This is a genomic window from Faecalispora sporosphaeroides DSM 1294, assembly GCA_000383295.1.
Taxonomy (GTDB): Bacteria; Bacillota; Clostridia; order Oscillospirales; family Acutalibacteraceae; genus Faecalispora; species Faecalispora sporosphaeroides.
The window spans coordinates 490,568-514,279 of record KB911067.1 but is presented as its reverse complement, the minus strand read 5'-3'; the positions used below and the strand labels follow the sequence as shown (position 1 = coordinate 514,279).

Sequence of the window (23,712 nt, the reverse complement as noted above, 5' to 3'; positions counted from 1 at the left end):
AACCCCCGCCGGCTGGGCCGGCGGGGGTTTTCTGTTTTGCGGGAGCGGAATCAGCGGTCGAGAATTTCGATCCAGTATCCGTCGGGATCGTTGATGAAGTAGAGATCCATTTCGTGGTTCTCGTAGCAGATGCAGCCCATGCTCTTGTGCAGCTCGTAGGCCTCCTGCTTGTCGGGCACGCGCACCGCCAGGTGAATCTCGTTGTCGCCCAGATTATACGGTTCTTTGCGGTCGCGCATCCAGGTCAGCTCCAGCTCGAAATCGGTGGAGCCGTCCGTGAGGTACACAAGAATGAACGAGCCGTCCGCCGCGGTTTTGCGGTGCTTTTCCGTCAGGCCCAGCGCCTTGCTGTAAAAGGCCAGGCTTTTTTCCAGATCGAACACGTTGAAATTGAAATGCAGAAAAGTGGATTTCATAAGGGTTCTCCTTTTGATGAACAACAGATTAAATCATTTTAGATTACATAATAAATATAAAAATTAGCAATTATATCATAAAAACAAATAATTTAGTTGACATAGTAAAAAGGTGATTTATAATAAAATTGACAAATATTTACATTTGGGTTGGAGGTGATAGTAAAATAATATGGTTAAAAGTTTAGATGCTTTTGAGATTAGACAATGAAAGGAAGGAAAAGAAATGAACAAAAAATTTAAAGCCTTTATTAGTCTTACTTTAGCTTGTGTTCTTTTGGTATTTCCTACGTTCAATGTTTCCGCTGCCCAACAAGAAAGTGGAATAAAAAACAACATTTCTTCCAATGGTCAATTATCAAAAAGTTATATCACAGACTTTTTACAAAAAAACGATTATATTGAGCAAAATGGTAATTTTATATTTTCTTCAACAAGAAGGTTAAGTAATAACACGGGAGAAAAAGATTATTTAGTCCTTATCTCTACTGATCAGAAAGATACAGAAGAGATAAGGAAAGATCTGAAAATTTTGAAAAATCAGGCATCACATATTTCTCCATTTTCTTCTGGAGGCAGCAATTACAAATATAAATGGGATGATTCACAACAAATGTATGGCTATCTGACAGCTAATTATGAAATATCAACTCTAGGAGGAGACGATTATATAGAAATTACATCCGTAACTGGAGGATTTAGCTCAAATTCTGGGGCAGGGGACTATGTTGGAAGTGGGGTTTATGTGATAGAACAATTTATTGATGTAGGACAGGTAGGGAAAGTTTATAATGGTGGGTATAAATCACAAAGAAATATGAATGTGGCATATTCCCCTTCTAAACGAACTTGGACATATACTCCGCCCAGTAGTTGGCTGCCAGTCAATATAGAGAATACTTCAACAATAGTGGGCGCAAATTATTACATTACATTACAGAGAGGGAGTTCTACTTGGGACGTAGAAATTCAAAACACTTTAGTTGATTCTGGTGTTCCTGAGTTTGAAAACAGATAGTCTGAACAAGTGAAAAGGAGCGAACGTGCTATTGGAAATGACCAATAGCACGTTTTTTCATAAATGGAGCAGATGCTTTGCCAGTTCATAATCTTCTTTTTTTACAAAAATTTGATATTGTGTTTCTAATTCTACTCTCTCACCGATCGATCCAATTTTTCCCGTGCCACGGTTGCCATAACCGGTATAAGTAGTCTTTATACGATACCAGATGTTTTTTTCTTTCAAACCGCTGATGATTTTTGCGTATATTTCCGGTTGAAAAGTAGAAATTAATTCAATTTCTTTCTTTAAAAAATGAAACATAATAATCTCCTGTTTAAAGACAAAAAAGGTAAATTTTGCCAATTAATATATAACAGTTTATTCGTAAAAAGACGGTTTGTCAATATTTTTTAGAACAGGCAACAACTCTGTGTTTTTCCTCTCGTAAAATGGAAAGAAAGAGCTATTTATTTGCAAGCCGGTAAATTTCCGCCATGTCCTGGCGGTTCAGCTTCTGGAAGGTGCCGATGGTGCGGGTATTCTGGAAGGAGCAGCGCCACGCGAGGTCTTCAATGACCTCTTCCGGCTGTACGCCGATGCCCAGCTCGGTAAAGTTTGTGGGCATGCCGAGGGAACGGAAGTAACGGTTGGTTGCTTCGATTGCGGCTTTCGAGAGCTCCTCCGTATCGTTGCCGGTCAGCCCCCACACGTTTTTGCCGAAACGGGCAAAGCGCTCCGGGTTTGCGGTACGGGTGTACGTCGCCCACGAGCTCCAGATGGCGGAGAGCGACGCGCCGTGCGCCACGTCGAATTTGCCGCTCAGCTCATGGCCCAGCTGGTGGGGCGCAAAGTCCTTCTGCCCGCCGAGCCCGGTCAGTTCGTTGTGAGAGAGGCTGCCCGCCCACATCAGCTCGCTCATGGCGTTGTAGTCGTGTGGGTTCGCGAGCGCGACGGGGCCGTTGCGAATGACCACCCGCAGCAGGGCTTCGGCCAGCTCATCTGTTACCTGATTGGTTACGACCGGATTGAAGTAGCGGTCCATCGTGTGCATCATGATGTCCACCGTGCCGCAGGTGATCTGGAATTTGGGCAGGGTCATCGTCAGCTCGGGGTTCAGCGCCGCAAACGCCGGGCGGTTGAACGGGCAGTTCAGCCCGCGCTTACTGTTGGTTTCGGTATCGGTGAGAACGGCGGAATCGCTCGTTTCGCTGCCCGCCGCGGAGATGGTGAGCACCACGGCGACCGGCAGGGCCTTTGTCACGGTTTGGCGGCGCAGCCAGAATTCCCAGATATCCGTTTGGGGATTCGCCGTGCCGATCGCGATGGCCTTCGCGGTATCGATGACGCTGCCGCCGCCCACGGCCAGAATCAGCTCCGCGCCGAATTCCAGCGCCTGCTGCACGCCCTTTCGCGCCAGCTGAAGCCTCGGGTTCGGCTGCACGCCTCCCAAGGTTTGCACCTCGATCCCGGCTTTCGCCAGGGAGTCTTCCATCCGGGCCAGCAATCCGCTTTTGACTACGCTGCCGCCGCCGTATACCAAAAGAATTCGTTTCACACCGCGGGCCGCGGCCTCCGGTGCGATTTGAAGCTCTGCGTCTCTTCCGAATATAACTTTGGTAGGTACATGATATACGAAGCTTTCCAAAATGAACACCCTTTCTGTTTTCACGTTCCAGTTTTCGTTTCGCGCAATTTCTGTTCCTATTCTATCTCGCGGGAGCCTGCAAAGTCAAGCGAAAGAGCGCCCACTCGCCCGTTACGCACAAAATTCCGACGCGGCCGCGAATCATTTTCTGAAAAAGGAAGAGACGGTTTTGTACCCGCGTTTCTGCCGCCTGTTTCCGCGCGGTGTTTTTTATCGGATCGGCATGTTTAGGATATACCGCCCGTATGTTTTTGAACTGCTTGCAGACAATAAGAACGGAGGTGAGAAGAAAGCGCGAGCGCGGATGAAAAACAGCGAAAGCAGTAGAATTACGGCACTTGAAGCATGTGAATTTCGCGGGCGGATCGGGTGGTAGTGCCAAATTCTAATCGGATGTCAGTCGTCAGACGTCACATGACGTTATATGAATTTTTGGTACTGTTTGATAATTTAACATCATAAAAATAAATATAATTATAAAAAGTCTTGAAATCTGATTTTGGGTTTGGTATAATCAAATCGTCAAATTTGTGTAATTGCACAAAAATCCTGAGAATACGCAGCTTTTGTCCGGAGGACGGAACGCGCGGCGCAGCGAAAACCGAGGAGTGTGAACATGAGTCAAATTTTGTTTGGCACCAGAGAACTTCCCCTCTTGATTTCCAAAAAGCTGAAGGAAATGATTGTGGAAAAAAATCTGAAGCCCGGCGACCGCCTTCCGAGCGAGGGTGAGCTGGCGACCATGTTCGGCGTAGGGCGCTCCACTGTGCGCGAGGCGGTCAAGCTGCTGATTGCCGATAATATTGTCGAAATTCACAGGGGGAGAGGCACTTTCATTACAGAAAGCCCCGGACTCAAAGACGACCCTTTGGGGCTGCATTTTGCAAACCCGAATAAACTGCTTCAAAACCTGCTCGAAAGCAGACTTTTGATAGAACCGCAAATCGCGAGGCTGGCGGCGCAAAGGGCCACCGGCGAGAATCTGTACAGGCTCGGCCAGGCAATTGAAGAGATGGAGACTGCGGAGCGCATCAACGGGCTGGAGTACCCTTCCCGCGACGTGGATTTTCATACGGCTGTGGCGGAGTGCACGCAGAATGACGTGTTAAAGCGTATTCTGCCTTTAATCTGTGAATCGATTCGGGAGGGTTATCTCGAAACGATGAATGTCCCCGGCACGCATCAGCGGGCCATCGAGGCTCACATCCGCATTTTCGAGGCAATTCGGGATAAGAATCCGGACGCCGCGGCGGAAGAGGCACGGCGGCACATTTTGCAGGCCATGGACGATTCTCAGCTCAAATATTAGGAGGAATGAAAGTGAAAAGGAAAAAAGTACTGGCACTTACCCTGGCGCTCGCAATGGCAGTCACATCGTTTGCCGGCTGCGCCAAACAGCCCGCGGCCTCATCCAGCGCGGCGGGGTCTCAGGCGGCCGGCGGCGAACCGGTTACTATTACCCATTGGTACTGGGCAGACAGCTCCGACTACTCCGCCAAAATGAAGGAAATTGTTGAGGACTTCAACAAATCCAACAAGAGCAACATTACAGTGAAGGCAGAAGAATACCCCTGGGACGGCGGCGCGTACAGCGAGAACCTGTTCAATGCCGTTATGGGCGGCGGCGGGCCCGACACCGCGGCGTGGAAGCTGACGGCAACCCCGCTGTTCACCGCGAACAACCTGCTGGCCAACCTGGACGACTACGTTGCCAAGTGGGAGAAAAAGGACGACATCGACCAGAACATTTACAACATTATGAAGCAGGCCGGCGGCTCGGACAAGTTGTATGTCATGCCCTGGAACATTCAGGTGCTGTATGTGTACTATCGTCCGTCCATCTTCAAGAAGGCAGGCGTAGAGGTTCCGAAGACCTATGAGGAATTCCTCGAGGCAATTAAAAAGACCACTATGGACACCAACGGCGACGGCAAAACCGATGTTTACGGCTTCGGCATGCGCGGCGCGAAGGGTGGTCAGGAGCCCTGGGGCAGCTTCATCTACGGCCGCGGCGGCAGCTTTGAAAATCTGACCAGCCCCGAGTCTGTTCAGGGCATGCAGGATTTCATCGATCTGTACAAGAACGGCTATGTACCGCCCACGGCAACACAGGATGGCTTTAACGAGATCATCGCAAACTTTAAGTCCGGCAAAACCGCTATGACCATTCACCACACCGGATCTTCCAAGGGCATGGTAGAGACCTTCGGCGACGACGTTGCCGCATTCCCGTTCCCCAAGGGCAAGGGCCAGTGGACCTCCATGGGCGACACCGAGAACGTGATCTTCGAGGCCAGCAAGAACAAGGACGCCGCTTTTGAGTGGGTCTCTTATCTGGCAGCCGGCGAAGGCCAGGAGAAATGGTGCAAGATCACCGGCAACGTGCCCGTGAGCAAAACGGTACAGGAACTGCCTGAGTTTAAGGACGACAAATTTATGAAGGCTTCCATCGAGGGCCAGTCGTATGCGGGCATTATCCCGATCAAAGACACCACCACCGAGTGGATCAGCACCATTTGGCCCAACACGGTTGCTTCGGCCCTGTCCGGCAAAGAGAGCGCCGCTGACGCCATGAAGACCCTGCAGGAAGGCCTGTACGGCAAAAAATAAAATCTGAAGACACATGGGCTACGCGGGCTGCGGCCGGGCGCAAGCATGGCCGCAGCCCCATTCTTTCAAAGAGGTGAAAATACAGTGCAGCGTAAAAAGACGAATATTTGGCCGTATTTGCTCATCACGCCTGCGGTGCTGATTATTATCGCGGTCGTTTTAGTCCCTGCGCTCAACGCGATTTTAATGAGCTTTCAAAGCTATGATTTAAGAAGACCAAGCAGCATCGGTTTTGTTGGTTTGAGCAACTATATTGATGTTTTGCAGGATAAGCTGTTCTGGGCATCCCTTTGGAGGACAATCCTGTGGGTTGTTTTCGGCGTAGGTTTCCAGTTTGTTTTTGGCTTTATTCTGGCGAATTTTTTAAACAAAAGCTTCCGCGGCCGCGGTGTGGTACGCGCGGTCAGTCTCATTCCCTGGGTTACCCCCGGCGTTCTCATCGGTTTGATGTGGCGCTGGATTTATGACGGCAGCTACGGCGTGCTGAATGACCTTTTAATGAAGGTTGGGTTGATTCATGAGCCGATTGCATTTCTTGCGCAGGAATCCACAGTAATGCCGTCGGTGATTCTGACGATCATCTGGCAGGGGATCCCATTCTTTGCCCTGATGCTTCTGGCGGGCTTGCAGGGCGTGCCCGGTGAGCTGTACGAGGCGGCCGACATCGACGGCGCCACGGGATTCCAGAAGCTGTTCCGCATTACGATTCCCGCCATTAAAAACACGATCTTCGTCACCACGCTGCTGCGCATCATCTGGGTGGCAAACTCGGTGGACGTGATCTTCAACATGACGGGCGGCGGGCCCGCCTACGCTTCGCAGACGCTGAGCGTTTATGTATTCAACAAGGCGAACGCCCTGAACCTGGGCTATTCGTCGACCATGTCGCTCCTGCTCACATTCCTGCTGCTGCTGGTAGCGATTCCGTATTTAAAAAATATGTTTGCGAATCAGGAGGCGTAACGTTATGCAGCATAAAAGAACACCAATGCAAAACTTTCTGTTGCTGTACCTGCCTCTGTTTGTGATGCTGCTGTTTCTGCTCTTCCCGTTTTACTGGACCTTTGTCACCTCCATCAAACCGGAAGCAGAGCTGTACGGCAGTGTAGTCACCTACTGGCCCCATAACCTGACATTTGAATCCTACAGAAAGCTTTTTGTGGATTTTAACTTTTTAAAGCCCATGGGCAACAGCTTTGTGGTGGCGATCATTACCACACTGATCACCCTGACCGTTTCGATGCTGGCGTCGTATTCTTTCTCGCGTTTCCGTTTTGCCGGCCGAAAAGCATTTATGGTTCTGTTTTTAACCAATAACATGTTCCCCACGGTCTTGCTGTTGATCCCCCTTTATGCTATTATGCGTAGTATGGGCCTTCTGTACACTCCCGCTTCTCTGGTGCTTTCTTATGCCACGTTCACCATCCCGTTTTCGGTATGGCTTTTGAACGGCTTTATCAACGACCTGCCCTTGTCTTTGGAGGAAGCCGCCATGGTAGACGGCTGCAACCGGGCGCAGGCATTTACACGCATCATTTTTCCCGTGCTGGTGCCCTGTCTTGTCGCTACGGGCGTGTACATCTTCATGACCTCCTGGAATGAGTACACTTTCGCCGTGATGTTCACCAACGAGCGGAACCGCACAATTCCTGTGGCTCTGAAAAATCTGATCGGCCAGCTGGGGGTTCAGTGGGATCTTCTGACGGCCGGCGGAATCATAACGATCATCCCCGTCTGCATCATGTTCTTCTTCGCGCAAAAGCGTTTGGTGGAAGGCCTGACCGCGGGGGCCGTGAAGGGTTAATTGTAAAGGAGTAATCGAAATGAACAGCGAACAGAACGCAAAAGCCAAGCAGATTAGAGCAGATATTCTAAAATCGCTCTATGCCTGCCAGTCGGGCCATCCCGGCGGATCCCTGTCATGTGTAGAGATCCTGTTGGCGTTGTACAACAATGTAATGAAGTACGACTCCAAAAACCCGCAAATGGAAGACCGCGACCGTTTTGTACTGAGCAAGGGACATGCCTGCCCCACGCTGTACGCAGTGCTGGCGGACAAGGGCTTCTTCCCCAAGGAGGATCTTCAGCATCTGCGTCAGGCAGATTCTCACCTGCAGGGTCATCCCGACATGACCAAAACCCCGGGCGTTGACTGCAACACCGGCTCGTTGGGCCAGGGCGTTGCAATCGCCGGCGGCATGGCGCTTGCGGCAAAATACAAGAAGGCGGATTACAAGGTTTACGCCCTGATCGGCGACGGCGAAATGCAGGAGGGCCTGGTATGGGAGGCGGCGATGTCCGCGGCCCATTACAAGCTGGATAATCTGACTGTACTTCTCGACTTTAACCATCTTCAGATTGACGGCAGCAACGATCAGGTGATGAGCGTTGGCGACCCGATGGAAAAATACCGCGCGTTCGGCTTTGAATGTCTGGAGGTGGACGGACACGATATTGACGCCATTACAGAAGCGATCAAGAAGCCGGTTGTCGGCAAGCCCAAGTTTATTTGCTGCCATACCCACAAGGGCCATGGTGTTTCTTTCATGGAGGACAACCACGGATGGCACGGCAAGCCGATGTCTAAGGATGATTTTGCGGCGGCAATGAAGGAACTGGGGGTAGAGATCGATGGCTGAGAAAAAATCTTTAAGAGTAGCGTACGGCGAGGCTCTCGTTGAGCTCGGCGCAAAGAACGATAAGGTAGTTGCGATGGACGCCGACCTGGCCCACGCCACCATGAGCAGCATGTTCCTGGATGCATACCCGGACCGCTTTTTCAACTTCGGCATTGCGGAGGCCAACCTCGTCTGTGCGGCGGCGGGCTTTGCGCATTCCGGCCTGATCCCCTTTGCCAGCACCTTTGCGCTGTTCGGCACAGGCCGCGCGTACGAGCAGATCCGCAACTCAGTTGCGTATGTGAACGCCAACGTAAAGTTCGGCTTCTCGCATTCCGGCCTGTGCGTCGGCGAGGACGGCGGCAGCCACCAGTCCATTGAGGATTTGGCGCTGATGCGCGTTGTGCCGAACATGACCATTTTTGTTCCCTGCGACCCGATTGAGACCAAGAAGGCCGTCTTTGCCGCGGCGGAGATCAACGGCCCTGTTTATATCCGCGTGGCGCGCCCCGTGTGCGACGTGATCACCGAAGAAAGCACTCCCTTCATCCCCGGCAAGGCGAATATCATGAAGGACGGCACCGACGTATGCCTGGTCGCCACCGGCCTGATGGTTCCCGAAGCGCTCAAGGCAGCCGAGCTGCTGGCGGCTGACGGAATCAGCGCCGCGGTTGTAAACGTTCACACCATCAAGCCCTTTGACGACGAGACGATTCTCAAGATGGCTGAGAAATGCGGTGCCGTGGTTTCTGTGGAAGAGCATTCCGTCATCGGCGGCCTCGGCTCCGCCGTTGCAGAGGCCCTGGCGGGCAAGTCCGGCGCGAAGTTTGACCGCGTGGGCGTAATGGATAAGTTCGGCAAGTCCGGCAAGCCGGCGGATTTGTTCCGCATTTACGGCCTCACCCCGGAGAATATTGTGGCAAAAGCCAAGGCATTGCTGAAATAAGAGGGAGATACAACCATGAAAATTCAAAGCTTTGAGATGAACGGCGAAGGAATGCAGAGAGTCTACGAGAATGAAAAGTGGACGGTCGGCATTAAGAACTGGAAGCCCGCAAACGACATTACCGGCCTTAATTGCCTGGAGCGCCACAACAAGACCGACGAGCTGTTTGTGCTGCTCAGCGGCCGCTGCACCCTGATCAGTGCGGAAGAAGTTGGCGGTGAGCTGAAAATGGAAGCGCTGGAGATGGAGCCGTTCAAGGTTTACAATATCCCTCAGTCTCTGTGGCACAACACCGTAACCCAGAAGGACACCAAGATGATCCTCATCGAGGACGTTTCCACCGGCATGGAGAACAGCGATATTCTCGACCTGACTCCCGCCCAAATCGAAACACTGAAATCCCTGGTGAAATAACAGGCCGAGCCTGAGCCGCACCGCGGAAAAGCATGCGGAAGAAGCTGCCTGCCTCACGAGGTAACAACCGGGATCAAAGCGCCGTTTCTCACAGGGAACGGCGCTTTTTTGCGGGCTGGTAGGCGTTGTACGGCAAGCCTTGCGGCGGGTGCCGCCCGGAGAAAAACAGCTTCATTCACGGGGCCAAACGGGGCGTTCGCCCTGCGCGGGGGAGAAGACCTGCGGCAGGAGAGGCGAATTTAGACTAAATTGCACAAAAGTAAGGCGGTGCGCCGTATTCCTTTGGGAGGAGGCATGCCGCTTTTCCAGTTGACTGATTTAAAGTATCATACTATAATAAAGAGTAATTTAAGTTTGCTTTGCAAAGCGGCTTTTTTAGAACCGGCGATCTCTTTCCTGCCCCCGGCGGAGAGAGGGTCGACAGCTTTAAGGCGGCTGGCTGAAAGTGAATATCCTTTCAAGGCAGCGGCTTCTTTTCGCTCCGAAGGCGGATGGAAAGGAGTCGGGTTATTTTATTTTCTGAAAGCGATGGCTGCGGAAGCATCCCGGTTTTTGGCTTTGTCCAAAATCGGGATCAAATCAATATGATTTAGTGGGAAGGTGGAGAACGATGATCAGCGGAGCGGAAATCATGGTGAAATGCCTGGAGCAGGAAGGGGTCGTCCTAACGTTCGGCTACCCGGGCGCGGCGATCTGTCCTTTTTATGATCAGCTGTCGAAGTCCTCCATCCAGCACGTTCTGGTTCGGCAGGAACAAAACGCCGCTCATGCGGCGAGCGGCTACGCGCGCTCGAGCGGCAAGCCGGGCGTGTGCATTGCCACCTCCGGCCCCGGCGCGACGAACCTGATTACGGGCATCGCGACCGCCTATATGGATTCGGTGCCCCTGATCGCCATTACCGGGCAGGTTCGGTCCGAGCTGCTCGGCCGCGACGTGTTTCAGGAGGCCGACATCACCGGCGCGTGCGAGCCGTTCACCAAGCACAGCTACCTGGTAAAGGACACCGCCGATTTGCCGCGCGTGTTCAAGGAGGCGTTCCACATTGCTTCCACAGGCCGCCCGGGCCCGGTGCTGATCGATGTGCCGGTGGACGTGCAGCAGAATGCGATCAAGGAGTTTAAATACCCGCAGCGCGCGGATATCATCGGATACAAGCCCCGCACGCAGGGACATGCCCTGCAGATCAAGCGCGCCGTAGAGGCGCTTGCCGGGGCGCAGAGGCCTTTGATCTGCTGCGGCGGCGGCGTGGTGTTGGCGGGCGCCAGAAAAGAGTTGATGGCTCTGGTGGAGAAAACGGAAATCCCCGTGGTTTCTACCATGATGGGCATTGGCGTGGTTCCGCTGGACAGCGATTCGTACCTGGGGATGGTCGGCTCGCACGGCAAAAAGAGCGCCAATCAGGCGCTGCTCTCCGCCGATGTGGTCATTCTCTGCGGCGCCAGAGTGGGCGACCGCGCGATCATCGCCCCCGAAATGCTGGGCAGCAAGGCGCAGATCATCCACATCGATGTGGACCCCGCCGAAATCGGCAAGAACATTACCGCGCATATCCCGATTGTGGGCGACATTCGCCTTGTGCTGAGCAGCCTGGCGGAGAAGGTGAGCGGCGCGGCGCCGCAGGAGTGGCTGAACCGCGTTCAGGAGCTGCGGCAGGCGGATGTGCCGCACGGCGAGCCCTCTCAGGATTCTGTGGAGCCGCGCTCGTTCATGCGCGCACTCTCCTCCATGATGAAGGATGACGCGATTCTCGTTGCGGACGTGGGCCAGAACCAAATCTGGTCGGTCAACAACTTCAATGTAAAGGAAGGGCGCTTCTTAACGTCCGGCGGTCTTGGCACCATGGGGTATTCGATCCCGGCGGCCATCGGCGCAAAGCTGGCGAAGCCCCGCCGCCAGGTGGTGGCGGTTTGCGGCGACGGCTCGTTCCAGATGTCGATGTGCGAGCTCGGCACGATTGTGCAGAGCGGCGTCGGCGTCAAGATTATCGTTATGGTGAACGAGCACCTCGGCATGGTGCGCGAGATTCAGGATAAGCAGTACGGGGGGAGGCACATGGCCACCGAGCTGCACGGCAACCCCGATTTTGTGGCGCTGGCCAGAGCCTATGGAATCGAATCCGCCCAGGCAGAGAACAACCCCGAGGCGGAAGAACTGGCCGGGAAAATGCTGGCGTCCAATCAGCCGTATCTGCTTGTCTGCAGGGTCGACCCGACCTTGCCGTCGATTTGAAAGGGGAGGGAGCCGAAATGAAATATACTCTCTCGGTTCTGGTGGAGAACCAGCCCGGCGTGCTGTCCAAGGTGTCGGGTCTGTTTTCCCGCCGCGCGTTCAACATAGACAGCCTTGCCGTGGGCGTGACGGAAGACCCCGCTATTTCCCGTATGACGATCGTCGTCAACGGCGACGAATATGTGATGGAGCAGGTGGAGAAGCAGCTCAATAAGTTGATTCCCGTCATCAAGGTCAAGCGGCTTGACGACACCGGCCCGTTCATCAGCTGCGAGCTGGCGCTGATCAAGGTGAGCTGCACCCCGCAGTACCGCCCCGAAATCATTCAGATTGCGGAGCTGTTCCACGCGCGCGTGGTGGATGTGTCCCTGACCTCGCTGACCATTCAGTTCGCGGATACCGCTGAAAAAATAGAGACCATGCTGACGCTGCTGAAGCCCTACGGCGTAAAGGAAATTGCCCGCACGGGCACCGTCGCACTGGAGCAAGGGCCCCAGGTAACCAGAAAACAGAGCGTTTGAGCGGACTTGGCAAACGAAACTTGAACTCTGTCTTATAAATTTTTATACCTGCTGAAGGAGGAACATGTTATGCCAAAGATTTATTATGAAGCCGATTGCGATATCAACGTACTCAAGGGGAAAACTGTGGCGATTATTGGCTATGGCAGCCAGGGCCATGCCCATGCTTTGAACCTGCATGACAGTGGAGTCGATGTTGTAGTAGGCCTTTATGAGGGCAGCAAGAGCGCGGAGCGCGCAAAGAAGGCCGGCCTGAAGGTTCTAACCGTGCCGGAGGCCACCAAGGCTGCGGACATTATCATGATTCTGATCCCCGATGAGCGTCAGGCAGACATGTACAGGAAGGACATTGAGCCGAACCTGACCGAAGGCAAGGCGATTGCGTTTGCCCATGGCTTCAACATTCATTTTGGCCAAATCAAGCCCCCCAAGTTTGTGGACGTGTTCATGATTGCCCCGAAGGGTCCCGGACACACCGTTCGCAGCGAATTCCAGGAGGGCAAGGGCGTTCCCTGCCTTGTGGCGGTTGAGCAGGATTACACCGGCCATGCGCTGGATGTGGCGCTGGCTTACGGCGCGGGCATCGGCGGCGCGCGTGCGGCCGTGATGGAGACCACCTTCCGTGTGGAGACCGAAACAGACCTGTTCGGCGAGCAGGCCGTTCTGTGCGGCGGCGTAACCGCTTTGATGAAGGCCGGCTTTGAAACGCTGGTGGAAGCGGGCTATGCTCCCGAAAACGCATACTTTGAGTGCATTCATGAGATGAAGCTGATTGTTGACCTGATCTACAAGGGCGGCTTCTCTTTGATGAGATACTCCATTTCCGACACTGCGGAATTCGGCGATTACGAGACCGGCAAGCGTCTGATCACCGACGAGACCAAGAAGGAAATGAAGAAGGTTCTCAGCGAGATTCAGGACGGCACTTTTGCCTCCAAATGGATCGCCGAGAACAAGAACGGCCGCGCACATTTCAGCGCCTGCCGCCGCATTGAAGCGGAGCATGAGCTGGAGGCTGTCGGCAAGGAGCTGCGCAAGATGTACTCCTGGAGCGAAGAGGACAAGTACGCCGAATAATTCGGGCAGATCAATCGTATAACGCAGCATTGCATCGGTAACGAGGGATCAGGCAGAGTCGGACAAAACCGATGGCCTGATCCCTTATTATTTTCATTTGATCAGAAGAATCCTACCTTAAAGCGCGGCGCTTGGCCGCGAAGGGAGAAGAAGATTGCGTCGAAAGGGAAGAAAATTCCGGCGGTGCCGGACTCCCATGAACCATATGGGAACGGGTTTCCGCGTGGCGGAGTGCGGGGAGCATAAGGCCGGCGGGCCGGCTCTGCCGTTTCATCAGAAATTTATTGTGCGCTGCGGCCGCGTTTAGGTATAGCGGCCAGGGGCAGTATCGTATGATAGAGAAAAGAGTGAAAGGGGTCTTAGCAGAAAATGTGGAGCAGAGAGATTGTGAAGAGCAACGCGAAGGCGGCGATTCGGGGCGGAAAGTATTGGATGGCGTTTTTGGTTTCCGCCATGGTTTCGATCGTACCTTCGCTGATAGAATGGATTACCGGTTATCAGGAAGTAAATGATAAGTGGGCGGCCAGCATGGGAAGCGGTGTGATTCAGGTTGAGTCCAGCGTGTTCATGGGGTATAATCTGGTTTTTGTGCTGCTGAATATTTTTATTCTTTTTCCGCTGACGGTGGGAGTGTATGGCTTCTTTGTGCGCAATCGGTTTGACGCGGGGCGGTTTTCCGATGTGTTTCTGGGCTTTCGGAACGGGTACGGCAGCGTGGTGCTCACCAACTTTGTGACCAACCTGTTCATCGGTCTGTGGACGCTGCTGCTGATCATCCCCGGTATTTACAAGGCGCTGCAGTACATCATGGTTCCGTTTCTGCTGTCCGACAATCCCCAGCTTTCGGGCCAGCGGGTTCGGCAGATCAGCCGCCTGATGACCGATGGGGAAAAGGGCGCGATCCTTGTGCTGGTCCTCTCTTTTATCGGGTGGTTCCTGCTTCCGATTGTGCTTTCTGTGGTTCTCGGGATGATCGGCGCTCCCGAATTCGTACTGAATCTCGTCGTCACATTGGGGCTTGCACTGATCATGCCTTATTATTACGCGACGCTTGCGGAGCTGTATATTTTTCTGCGCGACCGCGCGATTCAGACCGGCATGGTGCAGCCCGAGGAGCTGAGTCTGTAATTCGGGCGGAGCGATGCGCGCCCTGCCCGGCAGGATAAAGAAAAAACGAGGGGAAAACCGCAGCGCGGTTTTCCCCTTTTTGCCTCTGTACGGTGAACTCTATTTGAAATAGGAGGAACATGAATTGGAAGAAGGCGTTCGGCTCACCTACTGTATAGTATGACAAGCCCCCGCATTTGTTGACAGGTATGTCCTTACTTTGGCGGCTTCTCCAAACAAGCCCTCCGGCCTTTGGTAAGAGCGCTTACGCCGCGTGAGCGGAGCGGTTGCCGGTGCGGTCGAGCACCTTGACCAGTGCTACGGTGACGATGGAGGTGATCACGAGTTCGGGCAGCATATAGCTCCCGTTGTAAACCAGAGAATACAGCCACACGGGCGTTCCCTCGGGCGCGTACCCGCCCCAGATGAGTATGCCGGAGGCAAAGCTGCACAAAAAGCGCAGGAACACGGCGACTGCCGCGCCGAACGCAATGCTGGCCGAGCGGCTGCGGATCGGCTTGCCCCAGAACGCCGCGCTGCCCAGTACGGTATAGGCCAGAACGTAATCAAGCAGCACAACCAAGACAAACGCAGCAAGTGTTTTTGCGGGCGGCGCAACGGGGTTGAGCAGCATTTGCAGCAGGCTGTGAACAAATGCCGTCCCAAGCCCCCACTTTACCCCGTGGCGGTACGAAACCAGCACCAGAGGCACCATGCTGGCCAGAGTGATGGAACCGCCCTGCGGCAGCTCGAACACCTTGATCATGCTCAGAACAGTGGAAAGCGCAATCATCAGGGCGCATTCCACCAGAACGACAGTGCTGTTTTTTTTCATAAAAGATCCTCCTCGCGCCGATTGGTGAAAGTCCGCAATCCAAAATCAGAACCGACCGTGGTTCCGCCCTTATGCTGCGGGCAGTCAGTAGGGTTTTCCCTGATTGCGGTGAAAGAGAATGGGATCGGGCGCGTCCGCTGTTTCGGTAACGGATAACCGAAGTGTGAACTGCGATCTTCCTGAAAAATGTGCCGCACGCAAAAAGACGCATTGCGGGTAATACCACAATGCGTCTTGCTGTGCTGCAAAAGTTTCCTACGCTGGCATTATCCAGATCAGGTCAAAGGGACATAGGCGTCGATCCGCCTCATCTCAGCCGCGCATACGCAGCGCCCCGTATTCAGTTCCAATAACACTATATCCGCATCCGCTCAGTTTGTCAAGAGCAAGTGTTCCAGCGCTGTAAAATCTACGGCGAACCGCGCGCCGGGGAATTGCTCCCGCATCTCTTCGCGGGTGCCGTAGCCGTGCAGCATCCCGATAAAATCCGTGCCCGCCAGGCGCGCACCCTCGGCGTCGAACCTGGTGTCGCCGATCATCACCGCATCCTGCGGCCCTGCTGAGAACCGCTTTAGGCAGGAGGTGATCAGCTCCGCCTTGGAACTGGCGCGCTCGTCGCTGTCGGGGGGGCCGGCGAGAAAATCCACCAGCGGGGTCAGCCCGAAAATTGCTGTGACCCGGTTGGCCTGCGGCAGGGGCTTTGAGGTGGCGATGCAGAGCTTTGCTCCCGCTTTTCGCAGGGTGGAAAGCAGCTCCAGCGTGTGCGGGTACAGCGAATTTTTATAAAGGCCCTCGGTTTCGTACAGGTCGCGGTACAGATTTACCGCTCGGTCGCTCACATCGTCCGGCAGGCCGCAGGTCTGCGAAAAGCTTTGAAACAGCGGCGGGCCGATAAAGGTGCGCAGAATCTCCGGCGGCGGCTCCGGCACTCCCAGACGCCGCATGGTCTCTTTGACGCAGCTCAGGATCCCCGGGCCGGATTCGGTCAGGGTGCCGTCCAGATCAAATAAAACGATGGGGTAAACAGGTTTCATCGGGTATTCCTTTCGTCGGGGATTTATTGTTTGGCGCGCTCCGCCACTCTTTTCAGGTAACTCTCGCGCTTGATGCTGGCGCGCTCATGCGTGCAGGTGGAAATCAGGCCCACATTGTCAAACGCCTCCACCTCAAAGGTGAATTTGCGGCCGTCGCTTTCCGTCAGCTTTGCCGTCAGGTGGATGGTAACGCCCTCAACCGTGGGCGCCAAATGCTTGATATGCACTTCGGAGCCTACCGAGGTGATGCCCTCCGGCAGGTAGGTGTTCAGCATCCGGGCGCAAACGCCTTCCATCAGCGCAACCAGCCGGGGCGTGGCAAGCACGTCTACGCTGCCGCTGCCGAGTTTGGAGGCAAGATCGGCGGAGGTAACGGTATAATCCTCGGAAATCGTCTGTCCAATTTTCAGTTCATTCATTGTAATTCTTCCTTTCCTTCGATATAATAAAATAAAGGATATTTTCAGGTACCGGCGCAAATCGCTGCACCGGACAATTCAGGGCAAATCTGCCTAAGACTAGTATAGCACGGTACGGCTCTGGTTTGAAGCGGTAATTTTGCTTATGTTCCCGCAAAAATCCGGCAGATTTTGTATACTGACAACCACTTTTCGGATTCGGCGGGAGGAATCAACTTGAACGAAAGCACACAGTCCCCGGCGGCAGCCACGCGCCCCCGGCTTCATTTAATGGACGAGCTGCGCGGCTTTGCCGTGTTCTGCATGGTGTTTTACCACGCGTTTTACACCTTTGCCTTTTTGTATGAGATTCCCTGGATGATGGCGCTGTTTCGTTTTTTTACCCCGGCGGAGCCGTTTTTTGCGGCGCTGTTCATTTTTATTTCGGGGATTTCCTCGCTGCTTTCGCGCTCGAATCTGCGGCGGGGCCTGCGGCTGTTTGCGGCTGCGCTTGCGGTGTCGCTCGTCACAGTTCTCGTCACGCCCCAGTATGCCATCTGGTTCGGCATTCTTCATTTTCTGGCGGTGTGCATGATCCTGTACGGCCTTTTGGGGCAATATCAGAAAAAGATCCCCTTTTCGTGGACGCTGGTTCTGCTGTGCCTGGTTTTGTATTTCTTTACACGGCCCATCCCGTCGGGTTATTTGGGGTTCGGCCCGGTTTCGGTGATTCCCCTGCCGGAGGCGGTCTACCATGTGAAGTGGCTGTTCCCGCTGGGGTTTTATGATTCCTCGTTTTCGTCGTCGGATTATTTCCCTCTTTTGCCCTGGGGATTTGTGTTCCTCGCGGGAACCATGGTGGGCAGGCCGGTGGCCGCGGGGCTGGCCCCGAAATGGATGTACCGCAGCCGCGTTCCGTTCTTTTCGCAGATGGGCCGCTGGGCGCTGGCGATTTACATTGCGCATCAGCCGGTGATCTATGCCCTTGCCTGGGTGCTGGAGCGGCTGGGGCTGATTGGCTGAAAGAGCCTTGCGCGCATCACTGAAAAAGAATATAATAGAAGCTGAATGTTTTTGCGAGAGAAAGAGGTTGATGAGTGAAATGAAGCTGGGAATCGTCGGTCTGCCCAATGTTGGAAAAAGCACGCTGTTCAACGCCATTACCAACGCCGGGGCGCAGTCCGCCAACTATCCTTTTTGCACTATAGAGCCGAACGTGGGTGTGGTGGCCGTGCCGGACAAGCGTCTGGACAAGCTGGCCGAGATGTACCACCCCGAAAAATACACCCCCGCCACGATCGAGTTTGTGGATATTGCGGGTTTGGTGCGCGGCGCCTCCAAGGGGGAGGGCCTGGGCAACCAGTTTTTGGCGAATATCCGCGAGGTGGACGCGATTGTTCACGTTGTACGCTGTTTTGAGGACGACGATATCATTCATGTGGACGGCAGCGTAGACCCCGCCCGCGACGTGGAAACGATCAATCTGGAGCTGATCCTCTCCGACATGGAGGTGCTCGACCGCCGGTTGGACAAAACCCGCAAAATGCTCAAGGCGGACAAAAAGTACCAGTCGGAGTGCGAGTTTTTTGAGCGCGTGCGCGCCGAGCTGGACGCGGGCCGCACCGCGCGCAGCGTGGAATGCACCGAGGAAGAGGCGGAGCTTTTGGCCACAGTGTCTCTGCTGACGAACAAGCCCGTGATCTACGCTGCCAACATGAGCGACGCCGATTTTAAGGGCGGGGTGGAGAACAATCCGTATTTTGCCGTGGTCGAGAAGCTGGCCCGGCAGGAAAACGCGGGCGTTCTGCCGATTTGTGCGGAGGTGGAGGCCGAAATTTCCGGCATGGAGCCGGAGGAAAAGCAGATGTTTCTGGAGGACATGGGCCTTTCGGAGTCCGGCCTTGACCGCTTGATTCGCGAGTGCTACACGCTGCTCGGCCTGATCTCGTACCTGACCGCAGGCCCGCAGGAGGTGCGCGCCTGGACGATTAAGGAAGGAACGAAGGCGCCTCAGGCTGCCGGTAAAATTCACACCGATTTCGAGCGCGGCTTTATCCGCGCGGAGGTGGTGGCCTTTGAGGATCTGATGGCCTGCGGCACCATGGCGGCCGCGAAAGAAAGGGGCCTTGTCCGTTCCGAGGGCAAGGAGTATGTGATGAAGGACGGCGATGTGGTGCTGTTCCGCTTTAATGTGTGAGTGATTTTTTCGGCCCTGCTCTTGGAGCGGGGCTTTTCTTTTTTTATCCGTGTTGATCCGCAAGAGTGGGGGTTCTTTGCGAGGTTCTAAAGCATTTTTTGCCGGTGTGAGAGATTTATTTTTTTGGTTTGTTTTGAGAGAGCAGATTAGTTTTGCGGAATCCCCGCGATTGAGCCACGCTGATAAAATTTTTATTTCGTAGAAGCAGTCATGTGGATTACCCTACCCGGCACAGGGAGCGAGCCTGTGCAAGCAGAAAACCTGCACTTGATGCTGAAAATAAAAAGAAAGCGCCGTCCCTTGGGGAGGGAGAGCGCTTTCGGCCAAAGGCTGGCCAGCCGCACAGGGGCGATTCGTGCGGAGGTGTTATTCTTACAGACAACGGCGCGGCGGAGCCGGAACCACGGCGCCGGGGGAGGCCCGCGGTTTAAAAAAAGTATGCGAATCAATCATTGGGAATATGATCGAGATTTCAATTTTAAAAGAAACCAGCCCCGCTTTGCCCTGTCTGTAAGGCAGCAAAAAAGCGCCTGTTACGGATTCCCCGGCAGGGGACGCATCCATAACACAGCGCCTAATATCACAAGTGCGGTACACAACCCGCAGAACGGGGCCCATCTTCGGGATCCGCCTTCCCTCTGTACAAGAAAGCGGAAATGGGTTATAATGTGTAAGCAACGCGCGGTATATCCGTTGTGTATGGAGGCTGTGGCTCCGTATGCAGGGGATGAGGTGTTCGTGCACCTCGTCCCCGCTTTGCACTTTATTGTGCCTTACCAGTGAATTATACCATTTTATGGGATTGATTGCAAGATGAATTGTCGATGTGAGAAAAATGATCTCAGGATAAAAGAAAACGCCGGATTTTTGGGAATCCGGCGCTTTTTGTATTTGGGTGCTTCTGCCTGCCGCGTGCCAAAGCTGGCCGCCCGGGGGAACGAAATACAGAAAAACCGCGGAACAATGGTGTTCCGCGGCGAGTCTGAAGCATTTTTGCAGAGAACCGGGCTTTTGCGGTTCTCTGCTTTTTATGGGCCGGGTGCGGCCCTGCCGTAATGCTGCTCCTTGGAAAAGGGAACGGCTTAATAGTTTTCTGCTTTGCGCTCGAAGAAAGCCTGGGGATGTTTGCAGGCAGGACAGATCTTGGGGGCCTTATCGCCAATATGAATGTATCCGCAGTTGCGGCATACCCAAACGGTCTGCTCGCCGCTCTGGAAGACAAGATCCTCCTGAATGTTCTTCAGCAGCTTGCGGTAGCGCTCTTCGTGGGTTTTCTCCACACTGCCTACCATCTTCATCGCAGAGGCAATCTCTTTAAAGCCTTCCTGCTCAGCGGTCTCGGCGAACTCTTTGTACATCTCTGTCCATTCGTAGTTTTCGCCCTGCGCGGCATCCAGCAGGTTATCTTTTGTGCTGCCGATCTCGCCGCCATGCAGATACTTAAACCACAGCTTGGCGTGTTCCTTCTCGTTGCCGGCGGTTTCCTCAAAAATAGCCGCGATCTGCTCGTAGCCTTCTTTTTTCGCCTGAGAAGCGTAGAACGTATACTTGTTTCTGGCCTGAGATTCCCCTGCAAATGCGGTCAGCAGATTTGCTTCGGTTTTGCTTCCTTTCAGTTCCATACGGTTCGTCCTCCTTGTAAAAAATCTGTAAGGGATGCCACCCTGCCCCGGCCGCTCTGCACGGCGGAACGAAACGCCGCGCAAAGCGGCATTTGGAGATAGGATGTGATCGCTTTCTTTTATTATACTAAATAATGTCAAAATTACAAGAGGATAAGGCAAAAAATCAAGAATTATTCGCAAATTTTTTTATAGATCTCCGCTTTGGAGTGCCCGCTTTCTTTTGCGGCGCGTTTGGCGGCCTCTGAAACAGAGGCGCCCTCCTCCAAAAAGGTGCGCGCAAGCTCAATGGCCTCCTCCAGCGTGAGCGGTTCCTCCACAGGCACGGGAGCCCCCTCGATCACCAGCACAAATTCCCCTTTGGGGCTCTCTTCGGAATACCGGCGCGCCGCTTCGGAGAGGGTGGTGCGGATGACCTCCTCGTGAATTTTCGTCAGCTCGCGCACGAGCGCGATGCGGCGGTCGCCCCAGGCGGCCAGCATGTCGACAAGGGTGGCGCAGAGCTTGTGCGGCGCTTCGTAGAACACCATGGTGCGGGTTTCGCCAGCCACCTGCTGCAGGTGTTCGCGCCGGGCGCGCTTGTTGACGCTCAAAAAGCCCTCGAACGTAAAGCGGCCCGTGGGCAGGCCCGAAATCGCCAGCGCCGAGATCACCGCGCTGGGGCCGGGCACCACGAGCGTCTGAATCCCCAGCTCGGCACACTGCGCCACCAGCAGCTCGCCGGGGTCTGAAATCGCGGGCATTCCCGCATCCGAAACCAGAGCGCACGTTTCGCCCGCCAGTATTCTGCGGGTGATAACCCCGCCGCGCTCGAGCTTATTGTGCTCAAAATAGCTCACCATGGGCTTTTTAATGCCCAGATGATTTAATAGCTTTACGGTTACGCGCGTATCCTCCGCGGCGATAAAATCCGCCTCAGCCAGCGTTTGCGCCGCGCGGGGCGAAAAATCCGATAAATTCCCGATGGGCGTGCCCACCACATACAGCTTTCCGGCCATCAGTGCCCCTCCTTGTAGGACCCGTAGATCTCCAGCATTTCCTGGGTAAAGGTTCCATCCTCGTTGTGCAGAATCAGCGGCGGCTCCACCAAAAGGCCGCCGGGCTGCCCGTTTTTGCGGGCCTGAAGCAGAAAGAGCTTCGGCGCTTTCCCCACGCGGGCCTGTACGAACCGCAGGCGCTTCGGCTCCAGGCCGTTCGCGCACAGGGCCGTGAAGATATCCGTCAGGCGCTCCGGCCGCTGACACAGGCACAGGCGGCCCCCGTAGCGCAGGCAGGATGCGGCGGCGTGCGCCACGTCCTCCATGGTGCAGGTTTCCTCATGCCGGGCCATGCGCTTGCCCTGTTCGGGGTTTTCGATGCCCGTTCCCTGCGCCTTGTACGGCGGGTTGCACGAAATCAGGTCGCAGTTTTCCAGCCACGGGTCGCGCGGCCTGCTTTGGGGAAGCTGCCGCAGATCGAGGTTCAGAACCCGCAGGCGGTCTGCTACGCCGCAGTGCTCGGCGGACTGCCGTACCAGCTCGCAGGCGTCGGGCTGAATTTCTACCCCGCAGATTTGGGCTGGTTCGTACCGTGCCAGCCAGATCAGCGGAATGGCGCCGCAGCCGGTGCCGAAATCGGCGCATCTCTCGCCCCGCTTGGGGGCCGCGAAATGCGCCAGAAGAATCGTATCGGTATTAAATCGGTGCGTCTGCGAGACGAACACGGAGATATTGGGGGAGAGCGGCTCCAGCTCTGGCTGCATGGGGGTTACCTCCGGCGGATCATTTTGAGGAGAAAAAACTTTTATGTGAAAACAAGCGGCGGGCGGCGGAGAACCGCGCCGGCATTCCTGTCCAAAATTTAAGGCGGAGCAACGATCGCTCCGCCTTAAACCACTTCAGTCATTGAGCCTTAAGCCTCGGGATTCGGGGCTCCTACGGGACACACGGAAGCGCAAGCACCGCACTCTGTGCAAAGCTCGGGATTAATCACGTACTTGTCAGCACCATCAGAGATAGCGCTCACAGGACACTCACCTGCGCAAGCACCGCAGGAAATGCAATCACTGTTAATAACATATGCCATTATTAAGCACCTCCAGAATAAGTATTACTCCCTTATTCTAACACACAATGGCAGAAATGCAACTGGTTTTTCCGAATTTGAGAATGAAATCTCAATCCTTTTCCAGCTCCTTCAGCTGATCGAGCTCCGCTTTGTTGACGCGGAGCTGCGCGTCTTTGATGAGCTTTACGTCCTTCGCCTTGTAGGTGGAGGGCGCGGCGTCCGGCGCTTTGTCGAGCCGAATCTGCAGCACGCCGGTCAAAAGATTCTGATCCACCACGGTGCCGCGCCCCTCGGGAGTCATCACGATCGCGTTCAGCTTCGGGGTTGTGCGCAGCAAATCGAGGTAAGCCTCCTGCTCGTATTTCAGGCAGCACATCAGACGGCCGCACGTGCCGGAAATTTTCACCGGGTTGAGGGAAAGGTTCTGCTCCTTGGCCATTTTGATGGAGACCGGCTGAAAGCTGCCCAAAAAGGTGGAGCAGCAGAACGGCCGCCCGCAAATGCCGAGGCCGCCGAGCATTTTTGCCTCGTCGCGTACGCCGATCTGGCGCAGCTCGATGCGTGTGCGGAACACGGAGGCCAAGTCCTTGACCAGCTCGCGGAAGTCCACACGGCCGTCGGCGGTAAAGTAGAACAGGATCTTACTGTTGTCGAAGGTATATTCCACGTCCACCAGCTTCATTTCAAGCTTGTGGACGGCAATTTTTTTGTTGCAGATCTCGAAGGCGCTCTTTTCGCGGATCTGATTTTCCGCCAGCTTCTTGAGATCCTCCCGATTCGCGATGCGGATCAGCTTTTTGAGCGGCTGCACAATGCTTTCATCGTTTACCTGGCGGTTTTCCATGGCGACCTCTCCGCATTCTATTCCGCGGGAGGTTTCAACGATGACCATATCGCCTTTTTTTAAATGATTCCCATCGGGGTCAAAGTAATATACTTTGCCCACGTTTTTAAATCGTACGCCAATTACTTCGGCCATAGCTCTCTCCTTTA

The 23,712-nt window shown here is 54.4% G+C and carries 28 protein-coding genes and 1 riboswitch; of the genes, 17 read left to right on the top strand and 11 right to left on the bottom strand.

Annotation, left to right across the window (positions count from 1 at the left end; translation table 11 throughout):
• Nucleotides 1-50: 50 nt before the first annotated feature.
• A complete protein-coding gene (locus G340_RS0106145) occupies nt 51-416 on the bottom strand; it encodes a VOC family protein (RefSeq protein WP_020072781.1) in 366 nt (121 codons plus the stop codon).
• A gap of 226 nt (nt 417-642) precedes the next feature.
• Here G340_RS0106145 and G340_RS0106140 point away from each other — a divergent pair, with 226 nt between their 5' ends.
• The gene (locus G340_RS0106140) at nt 643-1,434 is read left to right on the top strand and encodes a hypothetical protein (RefSeq protein WP_020072780.1); all 792 of its coding nucleotides are present in this window, start codon (nt 643-645) and stop codon (nt 1,432-1,434) included.
• Between the two features lie 57 nt (nt 1,435-1,491).
• Here the strand turns inward: G340_RS0106140 and G340_RS16460 are convergent, their stop codons facing one another.
• Together G340_RS16460 and G340_RS0106130 are read right to left on the bottom strand one after the other, a co-directional pair.
• Nucleotides 1,492-1,740, bottom strand: coding sequence for a hypothetical protein (locus G340_RS16460; protein WP_020072779.1), 249 nt, complete (start codon nt 1,738-1,740; stop codon nt 1,492-1,494).
• A gap of 142 nt (nt 1,741-1,882) precedes the next feature.
• Entirely contained in the window at nt 1,883-3,073 is a 1,191-nt protein-coding gene (locus tag G340_RS0106130) for an iron-containing alcohol dehydrogenase (RefSeq protein WP_456151859.1), read from the bottom strand.
• On the opposite strand from G340_RS0106130, the gene G340_RS0106125 reads away from it, so the two are divergent.
• The 13 genes from G340_RS0106125 (at nt 3,066) to G340_RS0106060 (ending at nt 14,608) form a co-directional block, all read left to right on the top strand.
• Complete coding sequence (locus G340_RS0106125; protein ID WP_020072777.1) at nt 3,066-3,440, top strand: hypothetical protein; 375 nt, start codon at nt 3,066-3,068, stop codon at nt 3,438-3,440. The two genes, G340_RS0106130 and G340_RS0106125, sit on opposite strands and share 8 nt — an antisense overlap.
• Nucleotides 3,441-3,680: 240 nt before the next feature.
• Nucleotides 3,681-4,373, top strand: a complete 693-nt coding sequence (locus tag G340_RS0106120) for a FadR/GntR family transcriptional regulator (RefSeq protein ID WP_020072776.1) — start codon at nt 3,681-3,683, stop codon at nt 4,371-4,373.
• 11 nt (nt 4,374-4,384) lie between these two features.
• Nucleotides 4,385-5,674 carry an ABC transporter substrate-binding protein gene (locus G340_RS0106115; RefSeq protein ID WP_020072775.1) on the top strand — a complete coding sequence of 430 codons (1,290 nt, stop codon included), beginning with the start codon at nt 4,385-4,387 and terminating at the stop codon, nt 5,672-5,674.
• Nucleotides 5,675-5,758: 84 nt separating this feature from the next.
• The gene (locus G340_RS0106110; RefSeq protein ID WP_020072774.1) at nt 5,759-6,637 is read left to right on the top strand and encodes a carbohydrate ABC transporter permease; all 879 of its coding nucleotides are present in this window, start codon (nt 5,759-5,761) and stop codon (nt 6,635-6,637) included.
• A gap of 25 nt (nt 6,638-6,662) precedes the next feature.
• Nucleotides 6,663-7,478 (top strand): carbohydrate ABC transporter permease, encoded by an 816-nt coding sequence (locus G340_RS0106105; RefSeq protein WP_407635354.1) that lies wholly within the window; start codon nt 6,663-6,665, stop codon nt 7,476-7,478.
• A gap of 19 nt (nt 7,479-7,497) precedes the next feature.
• Nucleotides 7,498-8,313, top strand: coding sequence for a transketolase (locus G340_RS0106100; RefSeq protein ID WP_020072772.1), 816 nt, complete (start codon nt 7,498-7,500; stop codon nt 8,311-8,313).
• Nucleotides 8,306-9,238 carry a transketolase family protein gene (locus G340_RS0106095; RefSeq protein WP_020072771.1) on the top strand — a complete coding sequence of 311 codons (933 nt, stop codon included), beginning with the start codon at nt 8,306-8,308 and terminating at the stop codon, nt 9,236-9,238. Before G340_RS0106100 ends, G340_RS0106095 begins: the two co-directional genes overlap by 8 nt.
• Nucleotides 9,239-9,253: 15 nt before the next feature.
• The gene (locus G340_RS0106090) at nt 9,254-9,652 is read left to right on the top strand and encodes a cupin domain-containing protein (RefSeq protein WP_020072770.1); all 399 of its coding nucleotides are present in this window, start codon (nt 9,254-9,256) and stop codon (nt 9,650-9,652) included.
• Between the two features lie 249 nt (nt 9,653-9,901).
• Nucleotides 9,902-10,240 carry a hypothetical protein gene (locus tag G340_RS0106085; protein ID WP_154653108.1) on the top strand — a complete coding sequence of 113 codons (339 nt, stop codon included), beginning with the start codon at nt 9,902-9,904 and terminating at the stop codon, nt 10,238-10,240.
• Between the two features lie 22 nt (nt 10,241-10,262).
• Nucleotides 10,263-11,882 (top strand): biosynthetic-type acetolactate synthase large subunit, encoded by a 1,620-nt coding sequence (gene ilvB, locus G340_RS0106080; RefSeq protein ID WP_020072768.1) that lies wholly within the window; start codon nt 10,263-10,265, stop codon nt 11,880-11,882.
• A gap of 17 nt (nt 11,883-11,899) precedes the next feature.
• A complete protein-coding gene (gene ilvN, locus G340_RS0106075; protein WP_020072767.1) occupies nt 11,900-12,403 on the top strand; it encodes an acetolactate synthase small subunit in 504 nt (167 codons plus the stop codon).
• 69 nt (nt 12,404-12,472) lie between these two features.
• Nucleotides 12,473-13,480, top strand: coding sequence for a ketol-acid reductoisomerase (ilvC, locus tag G340_RS0106070; RefSeq protein WP_020072766.1), 1,008 nt, complete (start codon nt 12,473-12,475; stop codon nt 13,478-13,480).
• 369 nt (nt 13,481-13,849) lie between these two features.
• On the top strand, nt 13,850-14,608 hold the full coding sequence (locus G340_RS0106060) for a DUF975 family protein (RefSeq protein ID WP_020072764.1): 759 nt from the start codon (nt 13,850-13,852) through the stop codon (nt 14,606-14,608).
• A gap of 244 nt (nt 14,609-14,852) precedes the next feature.
• On the opposite strand, the gene thiT is transcribed toward G340_RS0106060, so the two are convergent.
• The 3 genes from thiT to G340_RS0106040 form a co-directional block, all read right to left on the bottom strand.
• Complete coding sequence (gene thiT, locus G340_RS0106050) at nt 14,853-15,422, bottom strand: energy-coupled thiamine transporter ThiT (RefSeq protein WP_020072762.1); 570 nt, start codon at nt 15,420-15,422, stop codon at nt 14,853-14,855.
• A 235-nt stretch (nt 15,423-15,657) separates the two neighbouring features.
• A riboswitch (TPP riboswitch) is annotated at nt 15,658-15,769 on the bottom strand.
• A 24-nt stretch (nt 15,770-15,793) separates the two neighbouring features.
• Nucleotides 15,794-16,456 (bottom strand): HAD hydrolase-like protein, encoded by a 663-nt coding sequence (locus tag G340_RS0106045; protein WP_020072761.1) that lies wholly within the window; start codon nt 16,454-16,456, stop codon nt 15,794-15,796.
• Between the two features lie 23 nt (nt 16,457-16,479).
• Nucleotides 16,480-16,875 carry a thioesterase family protein gene (locus G340_RS0106040; RefSeq protein WP_020072760.1) on the bottom strand — a complete coding sequence of 132 codons (396 nt, stop codon included), beginning with the start codon at nt 16,873-16,875 and terminating at the stop codon, nt 16,480-16,482.
• 216 nt (nt 16,876-17,091) lie between these two features.
• Between G340_RS0106040 and G340_RS0106035 the strand changes: the two genes are divergently transcribed.
• The 3 genes from G340_RS0106035 to G340_RS0106020 all read left to right on the top strand — a co-directional run bounded on the left by G340_RS0106035 (nt 17,092) and on the right by G340_RS0106020 (nt 20,107).
• Entirely contained in the window at nt 17,092-17,877 is a 786-nt protein-coding gene (locus G340_RS0106035; protein ID WP_020072759.1) for a heparan-alpha-glucosaminide N-acetyltransferase domain-containing protein, read from the top strand.
• Between the two features lie 79 nt (nt 17,878-17,956).
• Nucleotides 17,957-19,051 carry a redox-regulated ATPase YchF gene (gene ychF, locus G340_RS0106030; RefSeq protein ID WP_027103885.1) on the top strand — a complete coding sequence of 365 codons (1,095 nt, stop codon included), beginning with the start codon at nt 17,957-17,959 and terminating at the stop codon, nt 19,049-19,051.
• Between the two features lie 885 nt (nt 19,052-19,936).
• On the top strand, nt 19,937-20,107 hold the full coding sequence (locus tag G340_RS0106020; protein ID WP_154653107.1) for a hypothetical protein: 171 nt from the start codon (nt 19,937-19,939) through the stop codon (nt 20,105-20,107).
• A gap of 26 nt (nt 20,108-20,133) precedes the next feature.
• Here G340_RS0106020 and rbr read toward each other — a convergent pair whose 3' ends face one another.
• From rbr to G340_RS0106000, 5 genes are all read right to left on the bottom strand, one after another.
• Nucleotides 20,134-20,673 (bottom strand): rubrerythrin, encoded by a 540-nt coding sequence (rbr, locus tag G340_RS0106015; protein WP_020072755.1) that lies wholly within the window; start codon nt 20,671-20,673, stop codon nt 20,134-20,136.
• A 173-nt stretch (nt 20,674-20,846) separates the two neighbouring features.
• Nucleotides 20,847-21,671 (bottom strand): 16S rRNA (cytidine(1402)-2'-O)-methyltransferase, encoded by an 825-nt coding sequence (gene rsmI / locus G340_RS0106010; RefSeq protein WP_020072754.1) that lies wholly within the window; start codon nt 21,669-21,671, stop codon nt 20,847-20,849.
• Nucleotides 21,671-22,414, bottom strand: a complete 744-nt coding sequence (locus G340_RS0106005; RefSeq protein WP_020072753.1) for a tRNA1(Val) (adenine(37)-N6)-methyltransferase — start codon at nt 22,412-22,414, stop codon at nt 21,671-21,673. Before G340_RS0106005 ends, rsmI begins: the two co-directional genes overlap by 1 nt.
• Nucleotides 22,415-22,563: 149 nt before the next feature.
• Nucleotides 22,564-22,737, bottom strand: a complete 174-nt coding sequence (locus G340_RS17445; RefSeq protein ID WP_081626935.1) for a 4Fe-4S binding protein — start codon at nt 22,735-22,737, stop codon at nt 22,564-22,566.
• A gap of 91 nt (nt 22,738-22,828) precedes the next feature.
• Nucleotides 22,829-23,698 carry a PSP1 domain-containing protein gene (locus G340_RS0106000; protein WP_020072752.1) on the bottom strand — a complete coding sequence of 290 codons (870 nt, stop codon included), beginning with the start codon at nt 23,696-23,698 and terminating at the stop codon, nt 22,829-22,831.
• Nucleotides 23,699-23,712 lie beyond the last annotated feature (14 nt).

Excerpts from the sequence above, each read along its gene's own strand:
- G340_RS0106145 (WP_020072781.1), bottom strand. The coding sequence starts at position 416 with ATGAAATCCACTTTTCTGCATTTCAATTTCAACGTGTTCGATCTGGAA.
- G340_RS0106140 (WP_020072780.1), top strand. The coding sequence starts at position 643 with ATGAACAAAAAATTTAAAGCCTTTATTAGTCTTACTTTAGCTTGTGTT.
- G340_RS16460 (WP_020072779.1), bottom strand. The coding sequence starts at position 1,740 with ATGTTTCATTTTTTAAAGAAAGAAATTGAATTAATTTCTACTTTTCAA.
- G340_RS0106125 (WP_020072777.1), top strand. The coding sequence starts at position 3,066 with ATGAACACCCTTTCTGTTTTCACGTTCCAGTTTTCGTTTCGCGCAATT.
- G340_RS0106120 (WP_020072776.1), top strand. The coding sequence starts at position 3,681 with ATGAGTCAAATTTTGTTTGGCACCAGAGAACTTCCCCTCTTGATTTCC.
- G340_RS0106105 (WP_407635354.1), top strand. The coding sequence starts at position 6,663 with ATGCAAAACTTTCTGTTGCTGTACCTGCCTCTGTTTGTGATGCTGCTG.
- G340_RS0106100 (WP_020072772.1), top strand. The coding sequence starts at position 7,498 with ATGAACAGCGAACAGAACGCAAAAGCCAAGCAGATTAGAGCAGATATT.
- G340_RS0106095 (WP_020072771.1), top strand. The coding sequence starts at position 8,306 with ATGGCTGAGAAAAAATCTTTAAGAGTAGCGTACGGCGAGGCTCTCGTT.
- G340_RS0106090 (WP_020072770.1), top strand. The coding sequence starts at position 9,254 with ATGAAAATTCAAAGCTTTGAGATGAACGGCGAAGGAATGCAGAGAGTC.
- ilvB (WP_020072768.1), top strand. The coding sequence starts at position 10,263 with ATGATCAGCGGAGCGGAAATCATGGTGAAATGCCTGGAGCAGGAAGGG.
- ilvN (WP_020072767.1), top strand. The coding sequence starts at position 11,900 with ATGAAATATACTCTCTCGGTTCTGGTGGAGAACCAGCCCGGCGTGCTG.
- ilvC (WP_020072766.1), top strand. The coding sequence starts at position 12,473 with ATGCCAAAGATTTATTATGAAGCCGATTGCGATATCAACGTACTCAAG.
- G340_RS0106060 (WP_020072764.1), top strand. The coding sequence starts at position 13,850 with ATGTGGAGCAGAGAGATTGTGAAGAGCAACGCGAAGGCGGCGATTCGG.
- thiT (WP_020072762.1), bottom strand. The coding sequence starts at position 15,422 with ATGAAAAAAAACAGCACTGTCGTTCTGGTGGAATGCGCCCTGATGATT.
- G340_RS0106045 (WP_020072761.1), bottom strand. The coding sequence starts at position 16,456 with ATGAAACCTGTTTACCCCATCGTTTTATTTGATCTGGACGGCACCCTG.
- G340_RS0106040 (WP_020072760.1), bottom strand. The coding sequence starts at position 16,875 with ATGAATGAACTGAAAATTGGACAGACGATTTCCGAGGATTATACCGTT.
- ychF (WP_027103885.1), top strand. The coding sequence starts at position 17,957 with ATGAAGCTGGGAATCGTCGGTCTGCCCAATGTTGGAAAAAGCACGCTG.
- rbr (WP_020072755.1), bottom strand. The coding sequence starts at position 20,673 with ATGGAACTGAAAGGAAGCAAAACCGAAGCAAATCTGCTGACCGCATTT.
- rsmI (WP_020072754.1), bottom strand. The coding sequence starts at position 21,671 with ATGGCCGGAAAGCTGTATGTGGTGGGCACGCCCATCGGGAATTTATCG.
- G340_RS0106005 (WP_020072753.1), bottom strand. The coding sequence starts at position 22,414 with ATGCAGCCAGAGCTGGAGCCGCTCTCCCCCAATATCTCCGTGTTCGTC.
- G340_RS17445 (WP_081626935.1), bottom strand. The coding sequence starts at position 22,737 with ATGGCATATGTTATTAACAGTGATTGCATTTCCTGCGGTGCTTGCGCA.
- G340_RS0106000 (WP_020072752.1), bottom strand. The coding sequence starts at position 23,698 with ATGGCCGAAGTAATTGGCGTACGATTTAAAAACGTGGGCAAAGTATAT.